This is a genomic window from Kitasatospora indigofera (genome assembly GCF_014655955.1).
In the GTDB taxonomy this organism is placed as follows: domain Bacteria; phylum Actinomycetota; class Actinomycetes; order Streptomycetales; family Streptomycetaceae; genus Kitasatospora; species Kitasatospora indigofera.
In genome coordinates, this window is record NZ_BNBO01000029.1 from 1 (window position 1) to 21010 (window position 21010).

Genomic DNA, 21010 nt, shown 5'->3' on the forward strand with positions numbered 1-21010 from the left:
GATGGTACTGCAGGGGGGACCCTGTGGGAGAGTAGGACGCCGCCGAACAATCATTCAGAGAAGCCCCCGCCGGGTAACCGGACGGGGGCTTTTCTGTTGTAGGGTCATCGTGCAGAACTGTCGCAACTTACAGGAGGCCCCCGGGTGGAGGTCCAGGAGACGCGGGTCCAGACCGATCGCGTCCTCACCATCCCCAACCTGCTGAGCATGGGCCGGCTGGTCGGCGTGCCGATCTTCCTCTGGCTCATCCTGTGGCCGGTGTTCGACGGGCCGAACAACGACGGCTGGGCCGTCCTCCTGCTGATGCTGAGCGGCATCAGCGACTACCTCGACGGCAAGCTGGCCCGCAGGTGGGGGCAGATCAGCCGGGTCGGCCAGATCCTCGACCCGCTGGCGGACCGCCTCTACGTGCTGTCGACCCTGCTGGGGCTCACCTGGCGCGGCATCCTGCCCTGGTGGGTGACGGCGATCCTGCTGGCCCGTGAGGCCTTCATCGGCTGCCTGCTGCCGATTCTCAACCGGCACGGCTACGGTCCGCTGCAGGTGAGCTTTCTCGGGAAAGCCGCGACCTTCAATCTGATGTACGCCTTTCCGCTTCTGCTGCTGGGCACCGGGGACACCTGGATCGCCGAGCCGGCGAACGTGGTCAGCTGGGCCTTCATCTGGTGGGGGACCACCCTCTACTGGTGGGCCGGCATCCTCTATGCGGTGCAGGCCCGGCAGATCGTGAAGGCGGACGCGGCCTCCGCCGTTTGAGACGCGATTGGGAGAAGTCCCACGACGACACGGTGCGTCGGATGATTTCATCCGGGTAGAGAAGCTCTGGAACGGTTTGATGGATCCGCAGGGTCCACCACCGCGAAGGAGGACGCACCCGTAATGAAAGCCGTTGTGATGGCAGGGGGCGAGGGCACTCGACTCCGCCCGATGACCTCAAGCATGCCCAAGCCGCTGCTGCCGGTGGCCAACCGGCCGATCATGGAGCACGTGCTTCGGCTGCTGAAGCGGCACGGCCTCACCGACACCGTCGTCACCGTCCAGTTCCTGGCCTCGCTGGTCAAGAACTACTTCGGTGACGGCGAAGAGCTCGGTATGCATTTGACATATGCCAACGAAGAAACGCCGCTGGGCACCGCGGGCAGCGTCAAGAACGCCGAGGACGCGCTCAAGGACGATTCGTTTCTGGTGATCTCCGGTGACGCCCTCACGGACTTCGATCTCTCCGACCTGATCGCCTTCCACCGTGAGAAGGGGGCCCTGGTCACCGTCTGCCTGACCCGGGTGCCCAACCCGCTGGAATTCGGCATCACGATCACCGACGACGAGGGCCGGGTCGAGCGCTTCCTGGAGAAGCCGACCTGGGGCCAGGTCTTCTCGGACACGGTCAACACCGGTATCTATGTGATGGAACCCGAGGTCTTCGACTACGTCGCGGCCGGCGAGTCGGTGGACTGGTCGAGCGACGTCTTCCCGCAGTTGCTGAAGGAGGGCAAGCCGGTCTTCGGCTACGTCGCCGAGGGCTACTGGGAGGACGTGGGCACGCACGAGAGCTACCAGAAGGCCCAGGCCGACGTCCTGGAGGGCAAGGTCGAGGTCGAGCTGGACGGCTTCGAGATCTCGCCCGGGGTCTGGGTGGCCGAGGGTGCGGAGGTCGATCCGGAGGCCGTCCTGCGCGGGCCCCTCTACATCGGCGACTACGCCAAGGTCGAGGCCGGCGTGGAACTGCGCGAGCACACCGTGCTGGGCAGCAACGTGGTCGTGAAGCGCGGCGCCTTCCTGCACAAGACCGTCGTCCACGACAACGTGTACATCGGGCCGCAGAGCAACCTCCGCGGCTGTGTGATCGGCAAGAACACCGACGTGATGCGGGCCTCCAGGATCGAGGAGGGCGCGGTCATCGGGGACGAGTGCCTGATCGGCGAGGAGTCGATCATCGCGGGCAACGTCCGGGTCTACCCGTTCAAGACCATCGAGGCCGGCGCGGTCGTCAACACCTCGGTGATCTGGGAGTCGCGCGGCCAGGAGCACCTCTTCGGGGTCCGCGGGGTCTCCGGCATCCTCAACGTCGAGATCACGCCGGAGCTGGCCGTCCGGCTGGCGGGGGCCTACGCGACGACGCTCAAGAAGGGCGCGACGGTCACCATCGCGCGTGACCACTCGCGTGGCGCGCGTGCGCTCAAGCGGGCGATGATCTCGGCGCTGCAGACCAGCGCGATCGACGTCCGTGACCTGGAGAACGTACCGATGCCGGTGGCCCGGCAGCACACCGCGCGGGGCAGTGCGGGCGGGATCTTCCTGCGGACCACGCCCGGTGTGCCGGACTCCTTGGACATCCTGTTCTTCGACGAGCGCGGCGCCGACCTCTCGCAGGCCGGGCAGCGCAAGCTCGACCGGGTGTACGCCCGGCAGGAGTACCGCCGGGCCTTCCCCGGTGAGATCGGCGACCTGCTCCACCCGGCCAGCGTCTTCGACTCGTACGCGGGCAACCTGCTGCGGGCGATCGACACCACGGGTGTGCGGGAGGCCGGGCTCAAGGTGGTGGTGGACACCGCCCACGGCAGTGCCGCGCTGGTGATGCCGAGCATCCTGGGGCGCCTGGGCGTCGAGGTGCTGACCGTCTCGGGCGGCCTGGACGAGTCCAGGCCGACCGAGGACGCGGAGTCCCGCCGGGCCGGCCTGGCCAGGCTGGGCGAACTGGTGGCGTCCTCCCGGGCGGCCTTCGGCGTCCGGTTCGACCCGGTCGGTGAGCGGGTGTCCTTCGTGGACGAGCTCGGCCGGGTGATCCAGGACGACCGGGCGCTGCTCGTCCTCCTGGACCTGGTCGCGGCCGAGCGTCGCAGCGGGCAGGTGGCCCTGCCGGTGACCACCACCCGGATCGCCGAGCAGGTGGCGGCGTACCACGGCACCCAGGTCATCTGGACCACCACCACCCCGGACGACCTGGCCAAGGCGGCCTCCGCCGAGGGCACGGTCTTCGGCGGTGACGGTCGTGGCGGCTACGTGGTGCCGGAGTTCAGCGGTGTCCTGGACGGGGCCGCGGCCTTCGTCCGGCTGGTCGGCCTGGTGGCACGGACGCAGCTGACGCTGAGCCAGATCGACGCCCGGATCCCGCAGGCCCACATCCAGCGGCGGGACATCGCGACGCCGTGGGCCGCCAAGGGCATGGTGATGCGGTCCGTCGTGGAGGCGGCCGGCAGCCGCCGGCTGGACACCACCGACGGGGTGCGGGTGGTCGAGGCGGACGGGCGCTGGACGCTCGTCCTGCCCGACCCGGCGGAGGCCGTCACCCACCTCTGGGCCGAGGGGCCGGACGACCAGGCGACCAGCCAGCTGCTGGACGAGTGGGCCGCCGTCGTCGAGGGCGCCGGGAGGTAGGCAGCGGGACCGGCGCCGGGAGGCGAGGACGAGGGGTGGTGCGGCGGTTGCCGTGCCACCCCTGTCCGGTTCGTCCCGTTGGTCACGATCCGACGGGCAATCCGGCTTCCTGGCCCAGGGGTTGTGGTCAGGGCACTCCGCCGACGTGGGACGATGGTCCGCATGCCAGCGACGCCGACGCCGAGTGCCAGGGACGGACGATACAACCGCCCCGACGCATCGATGTCCCTGCTGACCGCTGTGATGGACCACGGGTTGGACGAGGGCTACGCGGAGGCGGCCGCGGCCAGGGGTGACGGCCGGGCCAGCCGGGTCCCGACCACCCGGCGCGGGCTGGCGACCCTGGGGCTGGGGCTCGCCCTGGTGGGTGTCGTCCTGACCATCGGGGCGGTGAACGCGCACGACGCCCAGCCGGCCCTCGCCAAGGAGCGGGACGCACTGGTCCACCGCGTGACGGACACCGCGGGGGCCGCGGACCGCCTGCAGCAGCAGGTCCAGGAGCTGCGGCGCAAGGTCGAGAGCACCCAGCAGCAGGCCCTGCAGGCGGCCGGCGGCGGCGGTCTCGCCGACCTGGCCGGCGCGGTCGGGACGGGAGAGGTCTCCGGGCCCGGCATACGCCTGGTGCTGGAGGACGCGGCGGGCACCGGTGCGGGCGGCAACGTGGACCCCCGCCAGGCCGACGGGTTCGAGAACAGCGGCCGGCTCCGCGACCGCGACCTGCAGCTGGTCGTCAACGGGCTCTGGCAGGCCGGAGCCGAGGCGGTCTCCGTCAACGGACAGCGGCTGACCGCGCTCTCCGCGATCAGGGCGGCCGGCGAGGCCGTCCTGGTGGACAACCGCCCGCTGGTGCCGCCGTACACCGTGCTGGCCGTCGGCGACGGACCCAAGCTCGGCCCGGCCTTCGAGAGCGGGGTGGCGGGGCACTACCTGCACCTGCTGCAGGACAGCTACGGCATCAAGTTCAGCCTCTCCGTGCAGAGCAAGGTGACCCTCCCGGCCGCGGTCGGTGTGACCTTGCGGACCGCGCAGCCCGTACCGTCGGCGCCGGCGACCTCGCCCGCCGCCGCACCGGAGGTCCCGGCCGCGACCGGGTCCGCCGCCGGCCCGTCGGGGACGCCGGGTACCGGTCCGTCGCCGTCCGCGTCCTCGCCGGGCGCGCACCCGTCGGCGACGAAGCCGTCCGGCAGCAAGACGACCAGCAGCAACTCGCCCAGAGCGACCGGCAGCTCGCCGACCGCGACCGCCGGGTCGACCTCCGCAGGGACAAGGAGCAACTAGACCGTGATTGCCGTACTGGGTCTCGTGATCGGGGTGGTCGTCGGACTCTTCGTCCAGCCCGAGGTGCCGGACGCCGTCGTGCCGTACCTGCCGATCGCGGTGGTGGCGGCGCTGGACGCGGTGTTCGGCGGTGTCCGGGCGATGCTGGACGGGATCTTCGACGACAAGGTCTTCGTGGTGTCCTTCCTGTCCAACGTGGTGGTCGCAGCGCTGATCGTCTTCCTCGGTGACCAGCTCGGGGTCGGCTCGCAGCTGTCGACCGGTGTGGTCGTGGTGCTCGGCATCCGGATCTTCTCCAACGCGGCCGCGATCAGGCGCCATGTCTTCCGGGCCTGAGCCGGACCGGGCGGGGACCGGCAGCGAGGACGTGCCCGAGCGGGGCGCGGGGGCGGCAGGACCGGGGGGACCGGCGGGACCACCGGGATCAGCGGCGAAGTCAGGAGCGGACGTGGCGCAGGACGAGACGGCGAAGGGCCCCGGGCGCGCCGAGGCTCCCGAGGCCGCAGGGGCCACCGAGGCTCAGAGGACTGCCGGGGCCCCGGACGCGCCCGAGCCGTCGGCGACCGGTCCGGCGGATGCCGCGGAGCCTTCGGCCCCCGCCGGGCGGACGCCTGCCGTCGTCCGGGCCGTGGACGCGGAAGGGGCCGGTCAGGAGGCCGGGCCGGCGCCCGTCGCCGGCTCCGGGACCGCCGGGGCGGTGCGGCCCGCGGCGGACCACGGCGAAGCCGGGCAGGGCGAGCCGGCCCCGGTGCGGCCGCCGCGGGTGCGGGCGGCCCGGGTGGAGTCGGACACGGTCGTGCTGGGGACGGCCGGGCCCCGGAACGACGAGCGGGCCGGCACCGATGCGGCGGCCCGCTCCCTCGCCGAGGGCCCGGACGAGGCGGCTGCCGCCCCGGAGCCCCAGGCTGACGCGGCGGCCGTGGGCGACGAGGTTCCCGTCCCCGCCCCCGAGGTGCGGCCTGCGCCGATATCCGAGGCCGCTTCGGAGCCGGAGCCGCAGCCGGAGCCGGAGCCCGCTTCGGCGTCGCAGTCCGAGGCCGGGCCCCGGCCGGTGCCGGCCGCGGCCGGCGGTCGTAGGCGGCTGCGGGCCGCGATGTGGCCGCCGCGGGTGTCCCGCGGCCAGCTGGTGGTGGCCCTGCTGCTGTTCTCCCTGGGGCTGGCGCTGGCCATCCAGGTGCGCTCCACCAACGACCACGACCAGCTGCGCGGTGCCCGGCAGGAGGATCTGGTTCGCATCCTCGACGAACTGGACAGCCGTCAGCAGCGTCTCCAACAGGAGAAGGCACAGCTTGAGCAGTCCATGGCCCAGTTGGAGAACAGTTCCAACCAGGCCAAGGAGGCCCAGGAACAGACCAGGAAGAAGTCGACCGAGCTCGGCGTCCTCGCCGGGACGGTCAAAGCCACTGGTCCGGGCATCGTACTGACGGTCGATGATCCCCAAGGGCAGGTGAAGGCGGATATGCTGCTGGACACCCTGCAGGAACTGAGAGCGGCGGGGGCGGAGGCGATTCAGATCAACGACGTGCGTGTGGTGGTGAACACCTTTTTCACCGACGCTCCGGGGGGCGGTGTGCAGATCGACAGCAAGAAGGTCTCGCAGCCCTACCGCTTCACCGTGGTCGGGAACCCGCAGGACCTGACGCCCGCGCTGAACATCCCGGGCGGTGTGGTCCGCACCCTGGAGAGCCACCAGGCCCGCGCCACCATCGCCGAGCAGCAGAAGATCGTCGTCGACGCGCTCACCGAGCTGCGCACGCCGCAGTACGCCAAGCCGGCGGCGAAGTGACGGGGCGCCTCTCGTACGGTCCGTCACCTGCGGGGAACCCCCGGTGGAGGCTGCCGCAAGGCGGTCAGAGACACTGGTTCGTGCCGCTGTTTGTCGGAGCACCACTCCCATCGGCCCGGCGCTCAGCCGGGCTCGCAGCCTGTCCGAGGTTCTCACCCTGCCCCGCGGGCGGGTCTGTCACACGCAAGGGGATTCGCCCGTGAGTTTCTTCTCGAAGTTGTTCGGCCGCAACAACCGCAGTGGTGCGGCTGTCGAGGCGCCCACCGCGCGCCACCGCCGGGCCGACGAAGAGCCCGCCGTGCCGGGCATGCGCTCCGCTCCCGAGGGAGTCGAGTACGCGGCCGACCGGCCGCTCTTCAGGGACGGTGCCGGTGCCCCCCAGGGAGGGAATCCGGCGGGCTACGGCGCGTCGGTTGACCCCTCCGGCGCCCCGCGCATAGGTTTCCCGACAGGACCCTCAACCTCTGGTGGAGGGTTTGCCCCGGATCCCTACGCCGGGCACGACCCGTCGGGTCTGCCGCGCCAGGAGGCTGTGAACATGGGTGGCCCCACTCCGTGCCCCAGGTGCGGGAACCAGAACCCCGTCGCGGCCCGCTTCTGTTCCAACTGCGGCACCGCTCTGCGTGGCGGCCTGCTCCCCGAGGGCGCCGCGGAGACCACCTCGACCATCTCCATCTCCGGCCTTGAGTCCTACGACCCCAACGCCACCCAGGCCGGCACGGGCACCCAGCCCGCGCTCTCGCCCGAGGTGCTGTCGGCGATCGACGCGCTGCCGCCGGGCTCCGCACTGCTGATCGTGCAGCGCGGCCCGAACTCCGGCAGCCGCTTCCTGCTCGACTCGGACAAGACGACGGCCGGCCGCCACCCGCAGGGTGACATCTTCCTGGACGACGTCACGGTGTCGCGCAAGCACGTCGAGTTCCGCCGGACGCCGGGGGGCGGCTTCACCGTCGCGGACGTCGGCAGCCTCAACGGCACGTACGTCAACCGGGAGCGGATCGACGAGGTGGCCTTGAACAACGGCGACGAGGTGCAGATCGGCAAGTACCGGCTGGTGTTCTTCGCCAGTCACCACCGGGGGTACTGACCACGACTTCGGCAGGAGCCCGAGTGAGCGCGAACCCTCCCACATCTCTCGGGGCGATCACCCCCGCACACCCCGGCCCGGAGCCGGCGCCCCCGTCGCAGCCGCGGCCGGAGCAGGGTGTGCGGGGGGTGATCGCGGCCCCCAGGCAGCACGGCCGCACCGTCCACCGTCCCGGTGAGTCCCGGTGGCGCGGTGAGGAGCTGCTGAGCATCGGCGCGGTGCTGGCCTTCCTCCGGGACGACTTCCCCGAGGTCACCATCTCCAAGATCAGGTTCCTGGAGGCGGAGGGCCTGGTGGAGCCGCAGCGCACGCCCTCGGGCTACCGCAAGTTCAGCCCCGCCGATGTCGAGCGGCTGGCGTACGTGCTGAGGATGCAGCGCGACCACTACCTCCCGCTGAGAGTGATCCGCGAGCACCTGGACGCGATCGAGCGCGGGGAGGCGCCGCCGGCGCTGCCCGCGCCGGAGACCCGCCCGGGCCCGATGGAGGAGGCCGACCGCGAGCTGGTGGCCGCCTCCGGTGCGGCCTCCGGGGTCCGGCTCGGCCGCGCCGAGCTGCTGGCCGCCGCCGAGGCGGGGGAGCGCGAACTCGCCGAGTGGGAGTCGTACGGCCTGGTCGTGCCGGGCCCGGACGGCGGGTACGACGGCGAGGCCCTGCAGGTCGCCCGGCTGGTGGCGGAACTGGGCCGGTACGGGCTCGAACCGCGCCACCTGCGCGCGATGAAGGCCGCCGCCGACCGTGAGGTCGCCCTGGTGGACCAGGTGGTCGCCCCGCTGCGGCGGCACCGGAACCCGCAGACCCGGGCGCACGCCGAGGCCACCGCGCGCGATCTCGCCACGCTGTCCGTCCGGCTGCACGCCGCGATGGTCCAGGCCGGGATGCGGACCCGTCACTAGGCAGGCCGCTCACCGGGCCGGCCGGCCTCGGGCGGTGGCCTCCGGGGGCCGGTCGCAGGGCTGTGACCAGCCCGGTCCTGGTTGCGCTTTCATATCCGGGGTGTGGGCCATAGGGTTGCGACTGTGAATGAGCTCGACGTCGTGGGTGTCCGGGTGGAGATGCCGTCGAACCAACCGATCGTGCTGCTGCGCGAGGTCGGGGGCGACCGCTACCTGCCGATCTGGATCGGTCCGGGTGAGGCGACCGCGATCGCCTTCGCCCAGCAGGGCATGACGCCGGTGCGCCCGCTGACGCACGACCTCTTCAAGGACGTGCTGGAGGCCCTGGGCCAGCAGCTCACCGAGGTGCGGATCACCGACCTCCGCGAGGGCGTCTTCTACGCCGAACTGGTGTTCACCGGCGGGGTCGAGGTGAGTGCCCGCCCGTCCGACGCGATAGCGCTCGCCCTGCGGACCGGGACCCCGATCTACGGGAGCGAGGAGGTGCTCGCCGAGGCGGGCATCGCGATCCCGGACGAGCAGGAGGACGAGGTCGAGAAGTTCCGCGAGTTCCTCGACCAGGTCTCGCCCGAGGACTTCGGCGGCGGCCAGCAGTAGGCGCCGCCCGCCGGCTCCCCGCCCGTGCCGTTCGCGCGGGCTTCTTCTGCTGTCGCCGGCCGGCGGTGCACCCCGCCCCCGAGGTGGCCCGACGGGCGGCTGAAGGCCTCGTTGCCCGGCGCCCCCGGCCCGAGGCCGGCCCGCCCGGTGTCCCGAATGACCGGCCTGGTGTCCCGGAGGGGTGGGACGGGTCTTCCGGCAGCGGTGGCAGCACTACCCGATGTGAGCGCCGGACGCACCCGCAGCGATCGCCCGCGCCACGGACGGTGACCGGCCGTTCTGCCTGCGGTGACCGTCGAAGCCCGTCCTAGGGGGCCGTACCGGCTGCTCGGGCCCGCCGTCGCGGTTTTGCCAAAAGTCGTCCACTTACCCACACTGGGGGCACGAAAAACCACTCTCCCGAGTGACGCGGTTTGGCGTGCCCGGCGTGGCGATCGTTGACGGGCCATGGGTGACTGCCTACCGTCAGGAGTGGCTGCGGATTGTCACCCGTGGCCGGGCAGCCCGCAGCACAGGTGGACGGAGGTAGGCATGACCAGCACCGGCGATGACGTGGCCGTGGGTGGTGTGTGCTCCGTGCATGTGCAACGCACCGGCCGGACCGCGGCGGACCGCGGCTGGGAGGCCAGGCCGGCGGAGCCCGGCGGCGCCGAGCCGGCCCGGGTCGGGCCCAGGATCGGGCGCTTCCCCGCCGTCCAGGGCGGCCAGCCGGACATCGAACGACTCGCCCCCACCTCCGCGCTGGTCGGCTACCGGGGTCCCACCGCCTGCGCGGCGGCCGGCATCACCTACCGCCAGCTGGACTACTGGGCGCGCACCGGGCTGCTGGAGCCGAGCGTGCGGTCGGTGTACCCGGCGAGCACGCACCGCCTCTACAGCTTCCGCGACATCCTGACCCTGAAGATCGTGAAGCGCCTGCTGGACGCCGGCGTCTCGCTGCAGAACATCCGGGTGGCCGTCACCCACCTGCAGTCCGCCGAGATCGGCGACCTGGCGGGGCTGACCCTGATGTGCGACGGCGCGACGGTCTACGAGTGCAGCACCCCGCAGCAGGTGGTCGACCTGCTGAAGGGCGGTCAGGGCGTCTTCGGCATCGCGGTCGGCGCGGTCTGGAAGGAGCTGGAGTCCTCCCTGGGCCGGCTGCACGCCGAGCGCACCGACACCGGCGAGACGCTGGTCGGCCAGGACCCGGCGGACGAGCTGGCCCAGCGGCGCAACCGCGCGGGCTGACCGCGGGCGGTCCGCCACCAGGAGCAATCGAAGAGCACGAGCGATCCGGCAGCACCGGAGACCGGCCCGGACGGGGAACCGTCCGGGCCGGTCGTGTCGTCACCGGTGGTGAACCGATCAAGGAGGGGTCGTGCGGGTCATACGCTTCGTGCGGGTCGTACTCGGCGGGCCGGCCTGGCTGCGGCAGCGCCGCGGGCAGCGCCGGGCCTTCCAACTGCTCGTCCTGCTCTGCGTGCTGGCACTGGCGCCGAGCGCCTGGCTCTGGACGAGCACGGCCGACCGGGTCCGCACCGTGCAGAGCGTGCCGCAGGCCCCCGTCGCGGTGGTGTTCGGCGCCGGCCTGGAGAACGGCACGCCGTCCCCGTACCTCGCGCACCGGCTGGACGCGGCGCTGGAGCTGTACCAGCGGCAGAAGGTCTCGGCGATCCTGGTGACCGGCGACAACGGTCGGGCCGCCTACGACGAGACCGACGCGATGCGGCGCTACCTGATCGAGCACGGCGTGCCGGAGATCCGGGTGGTCGGCGACTACGCGGGCTTCGACACCTGGGACTCCTGCACCCGGGCCCGGCGGATCTTCGGGGTCCGGCGGGCGGTGCTGGTCAGCCAGGAGTTCCACGTCCGCCGGGCGCTGGCCCTCTGTCAGGCGGCGGGCGTCGACGCGTACGCGGTCGGGGTGCAGGAGTGGCACGACGTCACCTGGTACTACGGCGGCCTGCGGGAGATCCCCGGTGCCGGGAAGGCCGCGTTGAACGCCTGGCTGCGGCCCGACCCCGCGCTGCTCGGCCCGCAGGAGCAGGGCATCCCGCGCGCGCTGGCGGACGCGGGCGCGCGCTGACCGGGCCCCGAGCGGCGGGACCTCGCGCCGCCGGGCGTGGCCACGCGCCGCGGGCCCGGGGCCGCCCGCGGGCGCGCCGGGCCGGTCGCGTGGACGCCTGATTGTCGGACCCCTGCGGCATGATCGGCAGGTGCGGTCACTGCCGAGCATCATCCACCTCGACATGGACGCCTTCTTCGCCTCGGTGGAGCAGGCGGCCAAGCCGAGCCTGCGCGGCAAGCCGGTGATCGTCGGGGGTCTGGGCGGCCGCGGCGTGGTCTCCACCGCCTCGTACGAGGCCCGCACGTTCGGGGTGCACTCCGCGATGCCGATGGCCCAGGCCCGGCGGCTCTGCCCGAACGCGGCCTTCCTGACCGGCCGCTTCGAGGCCTACCGCCGGGTCAGCGACCTGGTGATGGGCCTGCTGCGGGAGCTGTCCCCGCTGGTCGAGCCGCTCAGCCTGGACGAGGCCTTCGTCGACCTGGCGGCCGGTCCGTACGGCCCGGCACTCGCCGCCTCCTCCGACGCCGCGGCCCTGGTGCTGGCCCTGGCCGAGGACCTCCGGGCCGACATCGAGCGGCGGACGGGGCTGACCGCCTCGGTCGGCGCGGCGGGCTCCAAGCTGATGGCCAAGATCGCCTCCGAGCAGGCCAAGCCGGACGGCCTGGTGCTCGTCGTGCCCGGCCAGGAGCGGGCGGTGCTCGGCCCGATGTCCGTCCGGGCGCTGCCGGGCGTCGGCCCGGCCACCGAGCAGGTGCTGCGCCGGGCCGGGCTGACAACGGTGGCGGACCTGGCCGAGGCGGGCGAGGCCGAGCTGGTGCAGCTGCTCGGGCGGGCGCACGGCGCCGGCGTGCTCCAGATGGCCCTGGGGCTGGACGACCGGCCGGTGGTGCCCGACCGGGACGCCAAGTCGGTCTCGGTGGAGGACACCTTCGAGGTGGACCTGGCGGACCGTGACCGGATCCTGCACGAGGTGGACGTGCTGGCGGCGCGCTGCGTCGGCCGGCTGCGGGCGGCCGGGCGCTCGGGCCGCACGGTGGTGCTCAAGGTGCGGCGCTTCGACTTCTCCACCCTGACCCGTTCAGAGACGCTGCGCGGTCCGACCGACGACGAGACGGTGATCACCGACACGGCGCGCCGGCTGGCGGCGCAGGTCGACGTCACCGGTGGGGTGCGGCTGCTCGGGGTCGGCGTCTCGCAGCTCGCGGACTACACCCAGGAGGACCTCTTCGCGCAGGCCGTGCGCGAGGCGGCGCGGGAGCAGGCCGAGCTGCGGGAGCAGGCGGCCGCGGCGGAGCCGGGGCAGGAGGGTGCGCCGGAGCCGGCGGAGCGGCCGGCCGAGGCGGTGGAGGAGGCCGCGGAAGCGGGGGAGGGGCCCGTCGTCCGGCGCTGGATGCCGGGGCAGGACGTGACGCACACCGAGTTCGGGCCGGGGTGGGTGCAGGGCAGCGGCGTCGGGCGGGTGACCGTGCGGTTCGAGACGCCGTGGAGCGGGCCGGGCCGGGTGCGGACCTTCCTGGTGGACGATCGGGCGCTGGAGCCGGCCCGGCCGCTGCCGTTGCGGCAGGAGTGACGCCGCCCGCCGGAAGGGCCGCCGGCGCCGGGTGCCGGAACGACGGAGCGGCCCCGCCCGGAGTCGTCCGGGCGGGGCCGCGTGTCGGGCCGGGCCGTGGGTGATCGCGATGCCCTCGTCGATCCCCGGTGGCCCGGTCCCCCCGCGCCCTGTCCCTGGGCACGGGGGAGGACGCCTCGTCAGGCGTCGGTCTTGACCAGCACGGGGCTGGAGTTCGGTGCGTCGGCCAGGTCGGCCGCGGGTGCGGCCGGCTTGATCCGGCGGATCAGGAAGGGCACGGCGCCGGCGACGAGGCAGACGGCGGCGGCGGTCCAGAACGCGTGCTGGTAGGCGTTCAGGGTCGGCAGGGCGACCGGCAGGCGCGGGATGGTGTCGCCGGTCAGGATGGCGGCCATCACGGCGGTGCCGATGGCGCCGCCGACGGTGCGCAGCACGGCGTTCATGCCGTTGGCGATGCCGCTCTGCTCGACCGGGACGGCGCCGTTGATGTAGGCCGGCATCGCGGAGAAGGCGAGGCCGATGCCCAGGCCGAAGATCGCCGAGGCGGTGTAGAGGTCGGCCTCGTGGCTGTGCCGCACGGCCAGGTAGGACATCGCGACGGCGCCGAGGACGCCGCCGAGCACCAGCGGCAGGCGCGGTCCGCGACGGGCGATCAGGACGGCGCCGAGCGGGGCGGCGACCATGCTGCCGACCGCCGACGGCAGCAGCATCACGCCGGCGTGCAGCACGGTGGCGGTGAAGCCGTAGTGGGTGAGGCGCTCGGGGGTCTGGGCGAAGTTGCTGATCACCATGAAGGAGCCGTACATGCCGAACCCGATGAGCAGACCGGCCAGGTTGGTGAAGGCGACGGCCGGGCGGGACATCATCGACATGTCGACCAGCGGGTGCTTGACCTTGACCTCGATGATCCCCCAGATCAGGGCGACCACGGCGGCGACGGCGAACAGGCCGAGGGTCTTGTTGGAGGTCCAGCCCCAGGCGTTGCCCTGGCTGACGGCGACGAGCAGGGCGGAGAGCCAGCCGGCCAGGGTGATGGCGCCGAGCGGGTCGGCCCCGCCCTCGGTGTCGACGACCGGGTCCTTGGGGACGCGCAGGGCCACCAGCGCGACGGCGATCAGACCGAAGACCAGGCCCATCCAGAAGATGGACTTGTAGCTCCAGTGCTCCAGCAGCAGGCCGGTGGCCACCAGGCCGAGGCCGCTGCCGACGCCCATCGATGCGCTGATCCCGGCGACGCCGCCGGTGACCTTCTCCTTGGGCAGCTCGTCCCGGACGATGCTGATGGCGAGCGGCAGCACGCCACCGCCGGCGCCCTGGAGGACGCGGGCCACCACGAGCCAGGTGAAGGAGTGCGTGCTCACCGCGAGGGCCGAGCCGGCGACCAGCCCGGTCAGCGAGATGAGCAGCATCGGCTTGCGGCCGCGCAGGTCGCCGAACCGGCCGAGCAGCGGGGTGAGGACGGCTGCGGAGAGCAGGTTGGCCGTCATCAGCCAGGTGATGTTGGAACCGGAGACGTTCAGTTCCTTGGCCAGCGAGGGCAGGATCGGGACGACCGCGGTCTGCACCACGCTGAACGCCAGCATCGCCAGGATCAGGGCAGGGAGTACCCGGGCACTGCTCTGCTTCGCTGCCGCGGTGGTGGGCTGTGGTGCCTCACTCACGGTGCTTCCTCCAGTAGGTGTGCCCGAGGACATTGCTTCAGGCGAGTGAAAGTGAACTAGCTGAAGTAACTTTGGCGGCAGATACTTCAGTGTGTCAAATATCGATCGGTGAAGCTTTGGCAAAGTGCAGGCCGGAGCGGGTCCGGCCGGCCGGCCCCGGCCGCGCTTCCCGGCGTGCCGGCGTGCCGGGGACGCGCACGCCGAGCACCGGCATGTCCTACGCAGCGCGGCACGCCGAGGACGGGCGCGCCGATGGCGGGCATGCCGATGGCGGGCATGCCGATGGCGGGCATGCCGAGGACGGACATGCCGAGGACGGACATGCCGAGGACGGACAGGGCTCCGGACCGCGTACGGTCCGGAGCCCTGCCCGTCTGCCGGGGGTGGGGCGGCCGCTCAGCCCAGGGTGCGCAGCGGCTCGGGGTGCGACTGCACGCCGGTCTGGGCCGCGGCCGGGGCGGCGGCCGAGCTGTCGGTCGGCCGGCCGGCCGAGGGGGAGTCGGCGGCGGAGTCCGGCCGGCCCGCCGCGGGCCCGCCGGACGCGGACGTACCGCCCGAGGGCTGCGAGGCCTGGGCCGGCTGCGCGGCCGGGGAGGTGTGTCCGGCCTGGGCGGAGTGCCCGGCCGGTGCGGCGTGCGCGGCGGCCGGCCCCGGGGTGCCGGCCGTGGAGCCGTCCTGGATCTCGACGTGCTCGCGGTGCAGCTCCTCGCGCACCACGTGGTCGTCGGTGAACCGCTCGACCACCAGCCGCACCCGCTCGATCGGCACCAGGTACTTGCGCACCACCGGCCGCTCCTCGCGCAGGGTGACCTCCTCCACCGCTTCCGCGATCTCCTCCTGGGTCAGCGCGTCCCGCTCGCCCTCGGTCACGGGCACCCGCTCCACCCGGACGCGCTCGCGCACCACCGGGACGTGCCGCTCGACCGTCTCGCTGGTGACGTACTTGCGGAGCCGGGCCGTGTACGTCACCTGCCACTCGGTGGTGATGTCGAGCCGTTCCTCGTGGCAGGTGATCTCGACCGGGCCGCCGGGCGCGGAGGTGGCGGCGTCCGCACCGGGCGCGGCGAGCGGCGCGGCCTCGGCCGGCTTGGCGTACATCGGGGCCGGGGCGGCCTGGGCGGCGGCGGGCGCGGGAGTGCCCACGGTGCGGACGTTGGTCTCCTCGGCGGCCGGCGTCCGGCGCTCGGGTGCGGCGGCCGGGGCGGCCGCGGCGAGGCCGACGGCGGTGGCGGGCGCGCCGCCCGCCGGCGGCTCGACGGGCCGCTCAAGCTTCTCCAGCTTCTCGGCCTTCTCCGGTGCCGGGGTCTCGGTGCCCCGGCCCGCCGTGGCGGCGGCCGTGCCACCCGCCACCGCCGCAGCGGCGGCCGCCGGCGCGGCCGCACCGGGCACGGCGCCGAAGTCCAGGTCCGCGGGGCGGTCGTCGGCGCCGGTGTCCTTGGCCGAGCCGGAGCGGTTGTCCGCCGGGGTGTCGAGCCCGTAGTAGCGGTACAGCTGGAGCTCCTGGGCGGGGGAGAGGTGCTGGCCCACGCCGAAGTCCGGTGAGTCCTTCACCAGCGACTTGTCGTAGGGGACCCGCAGCTCCTCGCCCGAGAACTCGCTGGTGGTCAGCGGGACGAAGGCGTCGCGGCCGAAGATGCCCGTCCGGACGGCCGCCCACTCGGGCTCGCCGGTCGCGTCGTCCAGGTACACCTCGTCCACGGTGCCGATCTTGTCGCCGTTGCGGTCGACCGCCCGGTGCCCGATCAGGTCTCTGGGGTCGATGTCGGTTTGCACTCAATTCCTCCGGTGCGGATGCTCCTGCGGAACTCCCGCAGGGGTACGGCTGGAGGGTCCGGCCCATCCGCCACTTCATACGAAAAGGCATGAACCGGGCGCCTGCGAGCGGAGCGCCGCCGTCCGGGCGGGCCGTCCGCCCGCCCGGACCAGTGCGTACTCCGGTCCGGGGCGGGGGCGCACCCGTGATCGGGAGGGCTCCCGCTGGTACCCTGGGCGCGACCGCCGAGCCCGCTCGGGAGAGTCCCCGGCCGACGAGACGCCGGCGGGGGCGCCGAAGGAGCAACTCCTCCCCGGAATCTCTCAGGCATCCGTACCGTGTGGGATAGGTCACTCTGGAAAGCAGGGCAGGACCGCCGGCGAGGGAGCCGACGGCCACCACCCTCACCGACGGTGCAAGCCGACGGGATGCTCAGGCATCCCGCGCGGGCGAAGCTCTCAGGTCCCGATGACAGAGGGGGAGGCCTGTTGGGTTCGTTCGCCAGGGCCGGCCCGCTGTCCGCAGCGGTCACGGCCGACCGGCGTGCGCGCCCCCGCCGGTCCGTGACCAGGAGGCCTCGACCATCATGAACGCCCAGCCGAACGCCGGTCGCCCGCTCAGCTCCGCGACCCTCACCGAGCTTGAGCAGGCCAGCCCCTTCGAGACCCGCCACATCGGCCCCGACTCCGGGGCCCAGGAGAAGATGCTCGCCCACGTGGGCTACGGCTCGCTGGACGAGCTGTCCGCCGCCGCCGTGCCCGAGGCGATCCGCTCGATCGACGGCCTCGACCTGCCGGCCGGCCGCAGCGAGGCCGAGGTCCTCGCCGAGCTGCGCGAGCTGGCGGCCGCCAACCAGGTGCTCACGCCGATGATCGGCCTGGGCTACTACGGCACCTTCACCCCGCCGGTGATCCTGCGCAACGTCATGGAGAACCCGGCCTGGTACACCGCCTACACCCCGTACCAGCCGGAGATCTCGCAGGGCCGCCTGGAGGCGCTGCTCAACTTCCAGACCGTGGTCTCCGACCTGACCGGCCTGCCGACCTCCGGCTCCTCGCTGCTCGACGAGGGCACCGCCGCCGCCGAGGCGATGGCGCTGACCCGCCGGGTCACCAAGGTGAAGGGCGGGGTCTTCCTGGTCGACGCCGAGACCCTGCCGCAGACCGTCGCCGTCATCCGGACCCGCGCCGAACCGACCGGCGTCGAGGTGGTCGTCGCCGACCTCTCCGCCGGCATCCCGGCCGGGATCGCCGAGCGCGGCGTCTTCGGCGTGCTGCTGCAGTACCCGGGTGCCACCGGCGTGGTCCGCGACCTGGAGCCGCTGATCGAGCAGGCCCACGGGCTCGGCGCCGTCGTCGCCGTGGCCGCCGACCTGCTGGCGCTCACCCTGCTCAAGTCGCCCGGCTCGCTCGGCGCCGACATCGCCTGCGGCACCTCGCAGCGCTTCGGCGTCCCGATGGGCTTCGGCGGCCCGCACGCCGGCTACCTCTCGGTCCGCGCCGAGTACGCCCGCTCGCTGCCCGGCCGCCTGGTCGGCGTCTCGGTCGACGCCGACGGCAACCGCGCCTACCGCCTGGCGCTGCAGACCCGCGAGCAGCACATCCGCCGTGAGAAGGCGACCAGCAACATCTGCACCGCGCAGGTCCTGCTGGCCGTGATGGCCTCCATGTACGCCGTCTACCACGGCCCCGACGGCCTGGCCGACATCGCCCGCCGCACCCACCGCTACGCCGCCGCGCTCGCCGCCGGGCTGCGCGCCGGGGGCGTCGAGCTGCTGCACGGCGAGTTCTTCGACACCGTCACCGCCCGCGTCCCGGGCCGGGCCGCCGGGATCGCCGCCGCCGCGCGGACCCACGGCATCAACGTCCACCAGGACGGCGCCGACCTGATCTCGGTCTCCTGCGACGAGACCACCACCCGCGAGCACCTGGCCGGTGTCTGGGCCGCCTTCGGCGTGCCGCAGGCCGAGATCGACGAGACCGCCGAGGCGCTGCCCGCCGCGCTGCTGCGCGAGGACGAGTACCTCACCCACCCGGTCTTCCACAGCCACCGCTCCGAGACCGCCATGCTGCGCTACCTGCGCCGCCTGTCGGACCGCGACTACGCGCTGGACCGGGGCATGATCCCGCTGGGCTCCTGCACCATGAAGCTCAACGCGACCACCGAGATGGAGGCGGTGACCTGGCCCGAGTTCGGCCAGCTGCACCCCTTCGCGCCGATCGAGCAGGCCCAGGGCTACCTGACCCTGATCCGCCAGCTGGAGCAGCAGCTGGTCGAGGTGACCGGCTACGACGCGGTCTCCATCCAGCCCAACGCCGGTTCGCAGGGCGAGCTGGCCGGCCTGCTGGCGGTCCGCGCCTACCACCACGCCAACGGCGACACCGGCCGCGACGTCTGCCTGATCCCGTCCTCCGCGCACGGCACCAACGCGGCCTCCGCCGTGATGGCCGGCATGCGGGTGGTCGTGGTCAAGACCCTGGTCGACGGTGACGTCGACGTCGACGACCTGCGCGCCAAGATCGAGCAGCACCGCGACCAGCTCTCGGTGCTGATGGTCACCTACCCGTCCACGCACGGCGTGTTCGAGGAGACCATCACCGACATCTGCGCGGCCGTGCACGAGGCCGGCGGCCAGGTGTACGTGGACGGCGCCAACCTGAACGCGCTGGTGGGCCTGGCGAAGCCGGGCAAGTTCGGCGCGGACGTCTCGCACCTGAACCTGCACAAGACCTTCTGCATCCCGCACGGCGGCGGCGGCCCGGGCGTCGGCCCGGTGGCCGTCCGCGCCCACCTGGCGCCGTACCTGCCGAACCACCCGCTGCAGAGCGAGGCGGGCCCCGCCACCGGTGTCGGCCCGATCTCCGCCGCGCCGTGGGGCTCGGCCGCGATCCTGCCGATCTCCTGGTCGTACGTCCGGCTGATGGGCGGCGAGGGCCTCAAGCACGCGACCCAGGTCGCGGTGCTGAACGCCAACTACATCGCCAAGCGCCTGGCCCCGCACTTCCCGGTGCTCTACACCGGCCCCGGCGGGCTGGTCGCGCACGAGTGCATCATCGACATCCGCCCGCTCACCAAGGAGACGGGCGTGACGGTGGACGACATCGCCAAGCGCCTGATCGACTACGGCTTCCACGCGCCGACGATGTCGTTCCCGGTGGCCGGCACCCTGATGATCGAGCCCACCGAGTCCGAGGACCTGCACGAGATCGACCGGTTCTGCGCCGCGATGATCGAGATCCGCGCGGAGATCGAGAAGGTCGGCTCGGGCGAGTGGGCCGCGGAGGACAACCCGCTGCGCGGCGCCCCGCACACCGCCGCCACCCTGGCCGGCGACTGGACCCGCGGCTACACGCGCCAGGAGGCGGTCTTCCCGGCGGGCGTCAACCCGGCGGACAAGTACTGGCCGCCGGTGAGCCGGATCGACGGCGCGTACGGCGACCGCAACCTGGTCTGCTCCTGCCCGCCGATGGACGAGTACGGCGCCTGACCGGTGCCGCGCCCGCGGGCGTGAGCTGACCCGGTGCGAAGCGGTGGGCCCCGGCGGATTCGATCCGCCGGGGCCCACCGCTGTCCGCCGTACCCGCCGCGGGGCTTCGCACCACGCGCCCGGGGCACCCTGCCGTACGGACCCGGTGCTGCGCCGGCGGCGAGCGGGTCAGGCCGCGAAGGCCAGCGGGCGGCGCGGGGCGATCACCCGGCCGTCGGGCAGCAGTTCGCCGGTGTCCTCGAAGAGCAGGACGCCGTTGCAGAGGAGGCTCCACCCCTGCTCGGGGTGGCAGGCCACGGTCGCGGCGGCCTCGCGGTCCTCGGAGTCGGCCGAAGGGCACTCCGGACGGTGCTGGCACATGGGTCGTACCCTCGCTTCGCTAGCGATCCTCCCCGTGATGCGGTTGCCGTCGGAATAGCCGGCGGGAGCCGCCGCGGTAGCCGGATCCTGTCCCGCCGGCCCAGGTGTGAGCCGGCGAATCTGTGGGTAGGACAGGTGGTCCTTCCACGCTGGCTCCCAGTGTCGGCGTCCGTCGGCCTTTGCGCAGCAATTTGGTGACATGCGCCACAACTCCCGGGCATAGATCACCCATTCAGATGGCGCGAAGCCGAAATACATGCCGGACGGGCCATGCCGGGCATGGCCCGATCGGGCTACCCGGGATGACCCGTCCGGAGGATCGGGGCGTCAGGAGACTCCGAGCACCAACGGCTTGGCCGGCGCGGGGGCGGCGAGCAGCGCCAGCAGGTCCGTCGCCGGGTAGGCGCGGTGCGCGGTGACCCCCAGCGGCGCGGGGGCCAGCGGGATCATCAGGTCGGCCCCCGGTGCCGCGTCCGGTGCGTGCAGCCACAGCGCCGTGGCGTACTGCCCGGGGAAGGTCAGCAGCCGCGGCTGGTGGCGGGCGCGCGAGGTCTGCGCGAGCTGCCAGGCCTGCCGCAGCGCCCGGACGGTCGAGTCCAGGTAGGGGCCGGCCGTGAAGTGGGAGAAGGTGTGCCCCTCGACGCTCTGGACCACCTCGGCCGCCGCCGCCACCTCGCTGCCGTCCTTGATCAGGAAGCGCCAGCCCGTCCGGCGCGCCGCCGTCAGCCGGGGCCTGGGGCCGTCCAGGACGTGCACCGCGAGCGGGTGCGCGGGCAGCAGGGTGCCGTGGGGATGGCGCAGCGCGGCGGCGGCCGGCTGGCGCAGCGCGGTCTCCGAGTCGAGGGCCGCCAGGACGGCGCGCAGGGCGCTGGGCGGAGGCTGGGGGGTCTGCAATGTCATGGCGGGGTCGCCTCTCCGTGAGAGATCGGCGTGCGAGTGCGGCATACCGGCGTGGCGTGTCTGGTGTGACGGGACCTGGGCCGTGTCCGGTTGTGCATGATCGCGGTGCGGGCGCGGCCGCCACCGTAGGGGGCCCCGGCATCGTCGTCGACGTCGGAGCGGTGGCAGGCCGGGCTTGAGCGCAGTGCGAATTCTACTCGAACAGGTGCG

Annotated in this window: 16 protein-coding genes and 2 riboswitches; of the genes, 12 read left to right on the forward strand and 4 right to left on the reverse strand. The window is 73.1% G+C overall.

Going from position 1 to position 21010, the window contains the following annotated elements:
- Window positions 1-144 precede the first annotated feature (144 nt).
- The 11 genes from IE329_RS23205 (at window position 145) to IE329_RS23255 (ending at window position 12639) form a co-directional block, all read left to right on the forward strand.
- Entirely contained in the window at window positions 145-756 is a 612-nt protein-coding gene (locus IE329_RS23205; RefSeq protein ID WP_190212897.1) for a CDP-alcohol phosphatidyltransferase family protein, read from the forward strand.
- Window positions 757-879: 123 nt separating this feature from the next.
- A complete protein-coding gene (locus IE329_RS23210; RefSeq protein ID WP_190212898.1) occupies window positions 880-3375 on the forward strand; it encodes a mannose-1-phosphate guanyltransferase in 2496 nt (831 codons plus the stop codon).
- A gap of 162 nt (window positions 3376-3537) precedes the next feature.
- Complete coding sequence (locus IE329_RS23215) at window positions 3538-4653, forward strand: DUF881 domain-containing protein (RefSeq protein WP_308438393.1); 1116 nt, start codon at window positions 3538-3540, stop codon at window positions 4651-4653.
- A gap of 3 nt (window positions 4654-4656) precedes the next feature.
- A complete protein-coding gene (locus IE329_RS23220) occupies window positions 4657-4989 on the forward strand; it encodes a small basic family protein (RefSeq protein WP_073927316.1) in 333 nt (110 codons plus the stop codon).
- A gap of 583 nt (window positions 4990-5572) precedes the next feature.
- The gene (locus IE329_RS23225; protein ID WP_229927696.1) at window positions 5573-6439 is read left to right on the forward strand and encodes a DUF881 domain-containing protein; all 867 of its coding nucleotides are present in this window, start codon (window positions 5573-5575) and stop codon (window positions 6437-6439) included.
- Between the two features lie 538 nt (window positions 6440-6977).
- The gene (locus tag IE329_RS23230) at window positions 6978-7526 is read left to right on the forward strand and encodes an FHA domain-containing protein (RefSeq protein ID WP_373311262.1); all 549 of its coding nucleotides are present in this window, start codon (window positions 6978-6980) and stop codon (window positions 7524-7526) included.
- A gap of 203 nt (window positions 7527-7729) precedes the next feature.
- Window positions 7730-8422 carry a transcriptional regulator FtsR gene (gene ftsR, locus IE329_RS23235; protein WP_190212972.1) on the forward strand — a complete coding sequence of 231 codons (693 nt, stop codon included), beginning with the start codon at window positions 7730-7732 and terminating at the stop codon, window positions 8420-8422.
- Between the two features lie 123 nt (window positions 8423-8545).
- Window positions 8546-9019 carry a bifunctional nuclease family protein gene (locus IE329_RS23240; RefSeq protein WP_073927314.1) on the forward strand — a complete coding sequence of 158 codons (474 nt, stop codon included), beginning with the start codon at window positions 8546-8548 and terminating at the stop codon, window positions 9017-9019.
- A 531-nt stretch (window positions 9020-9550) separates the two neighbouring features.
- Entirely contained in the window at window positions 9551-10249 is a 699-nt protein-coding gene (locus tag IE329_RS23245; RefSeq protein ID WP_190212900.1) for a MerR family transcriptional regulator, read from the forward strand.
- Window positions 10250-10388: 139 nt separating this feature from the next.
- The gene (locus IE329_RS23250) at window positions 10389-11087 is read left to right on the forward strand and encodes a SanA/YdcF family protein (protein WP_373311265.1); all 699 of its coding nucleotides are present in this window, start codon (window positions 10389-10391) and stop codon (window positions 11085-11087) included.
- A gap of 130 nt (window positions 11088-11217) precedes the next feature.
- The gene (locus IE329_RS23255) at window positions 11218-12639 is read left to right on the forward strand and encodes a DNA polymerase IV (RefSeq protein WP_190212901.1); all 1422 of its coding nucleotides are present in this window, start codon (window positions 11218-11220) and stop codon (window positions 12637-12639) included.
- A 179-nt stretch (window positions 12640-12818) separates the two neighbouring features.
- Here IE329_RS23255 and IE329_RS23260 read toward each other — a convergent pair whose 3' ends face one another.
- The gene (locus IE329_RS23260; RefSeq protein ID WP_190212902.1) at window positions 12819-14300 is read right to left on the reverse strand and encodes an MFS transporter; all 1482 of its coding nucleotides are present in this window, start codon (window positions 14298-14300) and stop codon (window positions 12819-12821) included.
- Window positions 14301-14696: 396 nt separating this feature from the next.
- Window positions 14697-16073 (reverse strand): PRC and DUF2382 domain-containing protein, encoded by a 1377-nt coding sequence (locus IE329_RS23265; protein ID WP_190212903.1) that lies wholly within the window; start codon window positions 16071-16073, stop codon window positions 14697-14699.
- Window positions 16074-16299: 226 nt separating this feature from the next.
- Window positions 16300-16402: riboswitch (glycine riboswitch) on the forward strand.
- A gap of 1 nt (window position 16403) precedes the next feature.
- Window positions 16404-16535: riboswitch (glycine riboswitch) on the forward strand.
- A gap of 104 nt (window positions 16536-16639) precedes the next feature.
- Here IE329_RS23265 and gcvP point away from each other — a divergent pair.
- Entirely contained in the window at window positions 16640-19540 is a 2901-nt protein-coding gene (gene gcvP / locus IE329_RS23270; protein WP_190212904.1) for an aminomethyl-transferring glycine dehydrogenase, read from the forward strand.
- A gap of 168 nt (window positions 19541-19708) precedes the next feature.
- Here the strand turns inward: gcvP and IE329_RS23275 are convergent, their stop codons facing one another.
- Window positions 19709-19900 carry a DUF5999 family protein gene (locus tag IE329_RS23275; RefSeq protein ID WP_073927307.1) on the reverse strand — a complete coding sequence of 64 codons (192 nt, stop codon included), beginning with the start codon at window positions 19898-19900 and terminating at the stop codon, window positions 19709-19711.
- Window positions 19901-20227: 327 nt separating this feature from the next.
- Entirely contained in the window at window positions 20228-20800 is a 573-nt protein-coding gene (locus tag IE329_RS23280; RefSeq protein WP_190212905.1) for a hypothetical protein, read from the reverse strand.
- Window positions 20801-21010 lie beyond the last annotated feature (210 nt).

Coding starts and splice junctions, on each gene's coding strand:
- IE329_RS23280 (WP_190212905.1), bottom strand. CDS start 20,800: ATGACATTGCAGACCCCCCAGCCTCCGCCCAGCGCCCTGCGCGCCGTC.
- IE329_RS23210 (WP_190212898.1), top strand. CDS start 880: ATGAAAGCCGTTGTGATGGCAGGGGGCGAGGGCACTCGACTCCGCCCG.
- IE329_RS23215 (WP_308438393.1), top strand. CDS start 3,538: ATGCCAGCGACGCCGACGCCGAGTGCCAGGGACGGACGATACAACCGC.
- IE329_RS23275 (WP_073927307.1), bottom strand. CDS start 19,900: ATGTGCCAGCACCGTCCGGAGTGCCCTTCGGCCGACTCCGAGGACCGC.
- IE329_RS23230 (WP_373311262.1), top strand. CDS start 6,978: ATGGGTGGCCCCACTCCGTGCCCCAGGTGCGGGAACCAGAACCCCGTC.
- IE329_RS23245 (WP_190212900.1), top strand. CDS start 9,551: ATGACCAGCACCGGCGATGACGTGGCCGTGGGTGGTGTGTGCTCCGTG.
- gcvP (WP_190212904.1), top strand. CDS start 16,640: ATGAACGCCCAGCCGAACGCCGGTCGCCCGCTCAGCTCCGCGACCCTC.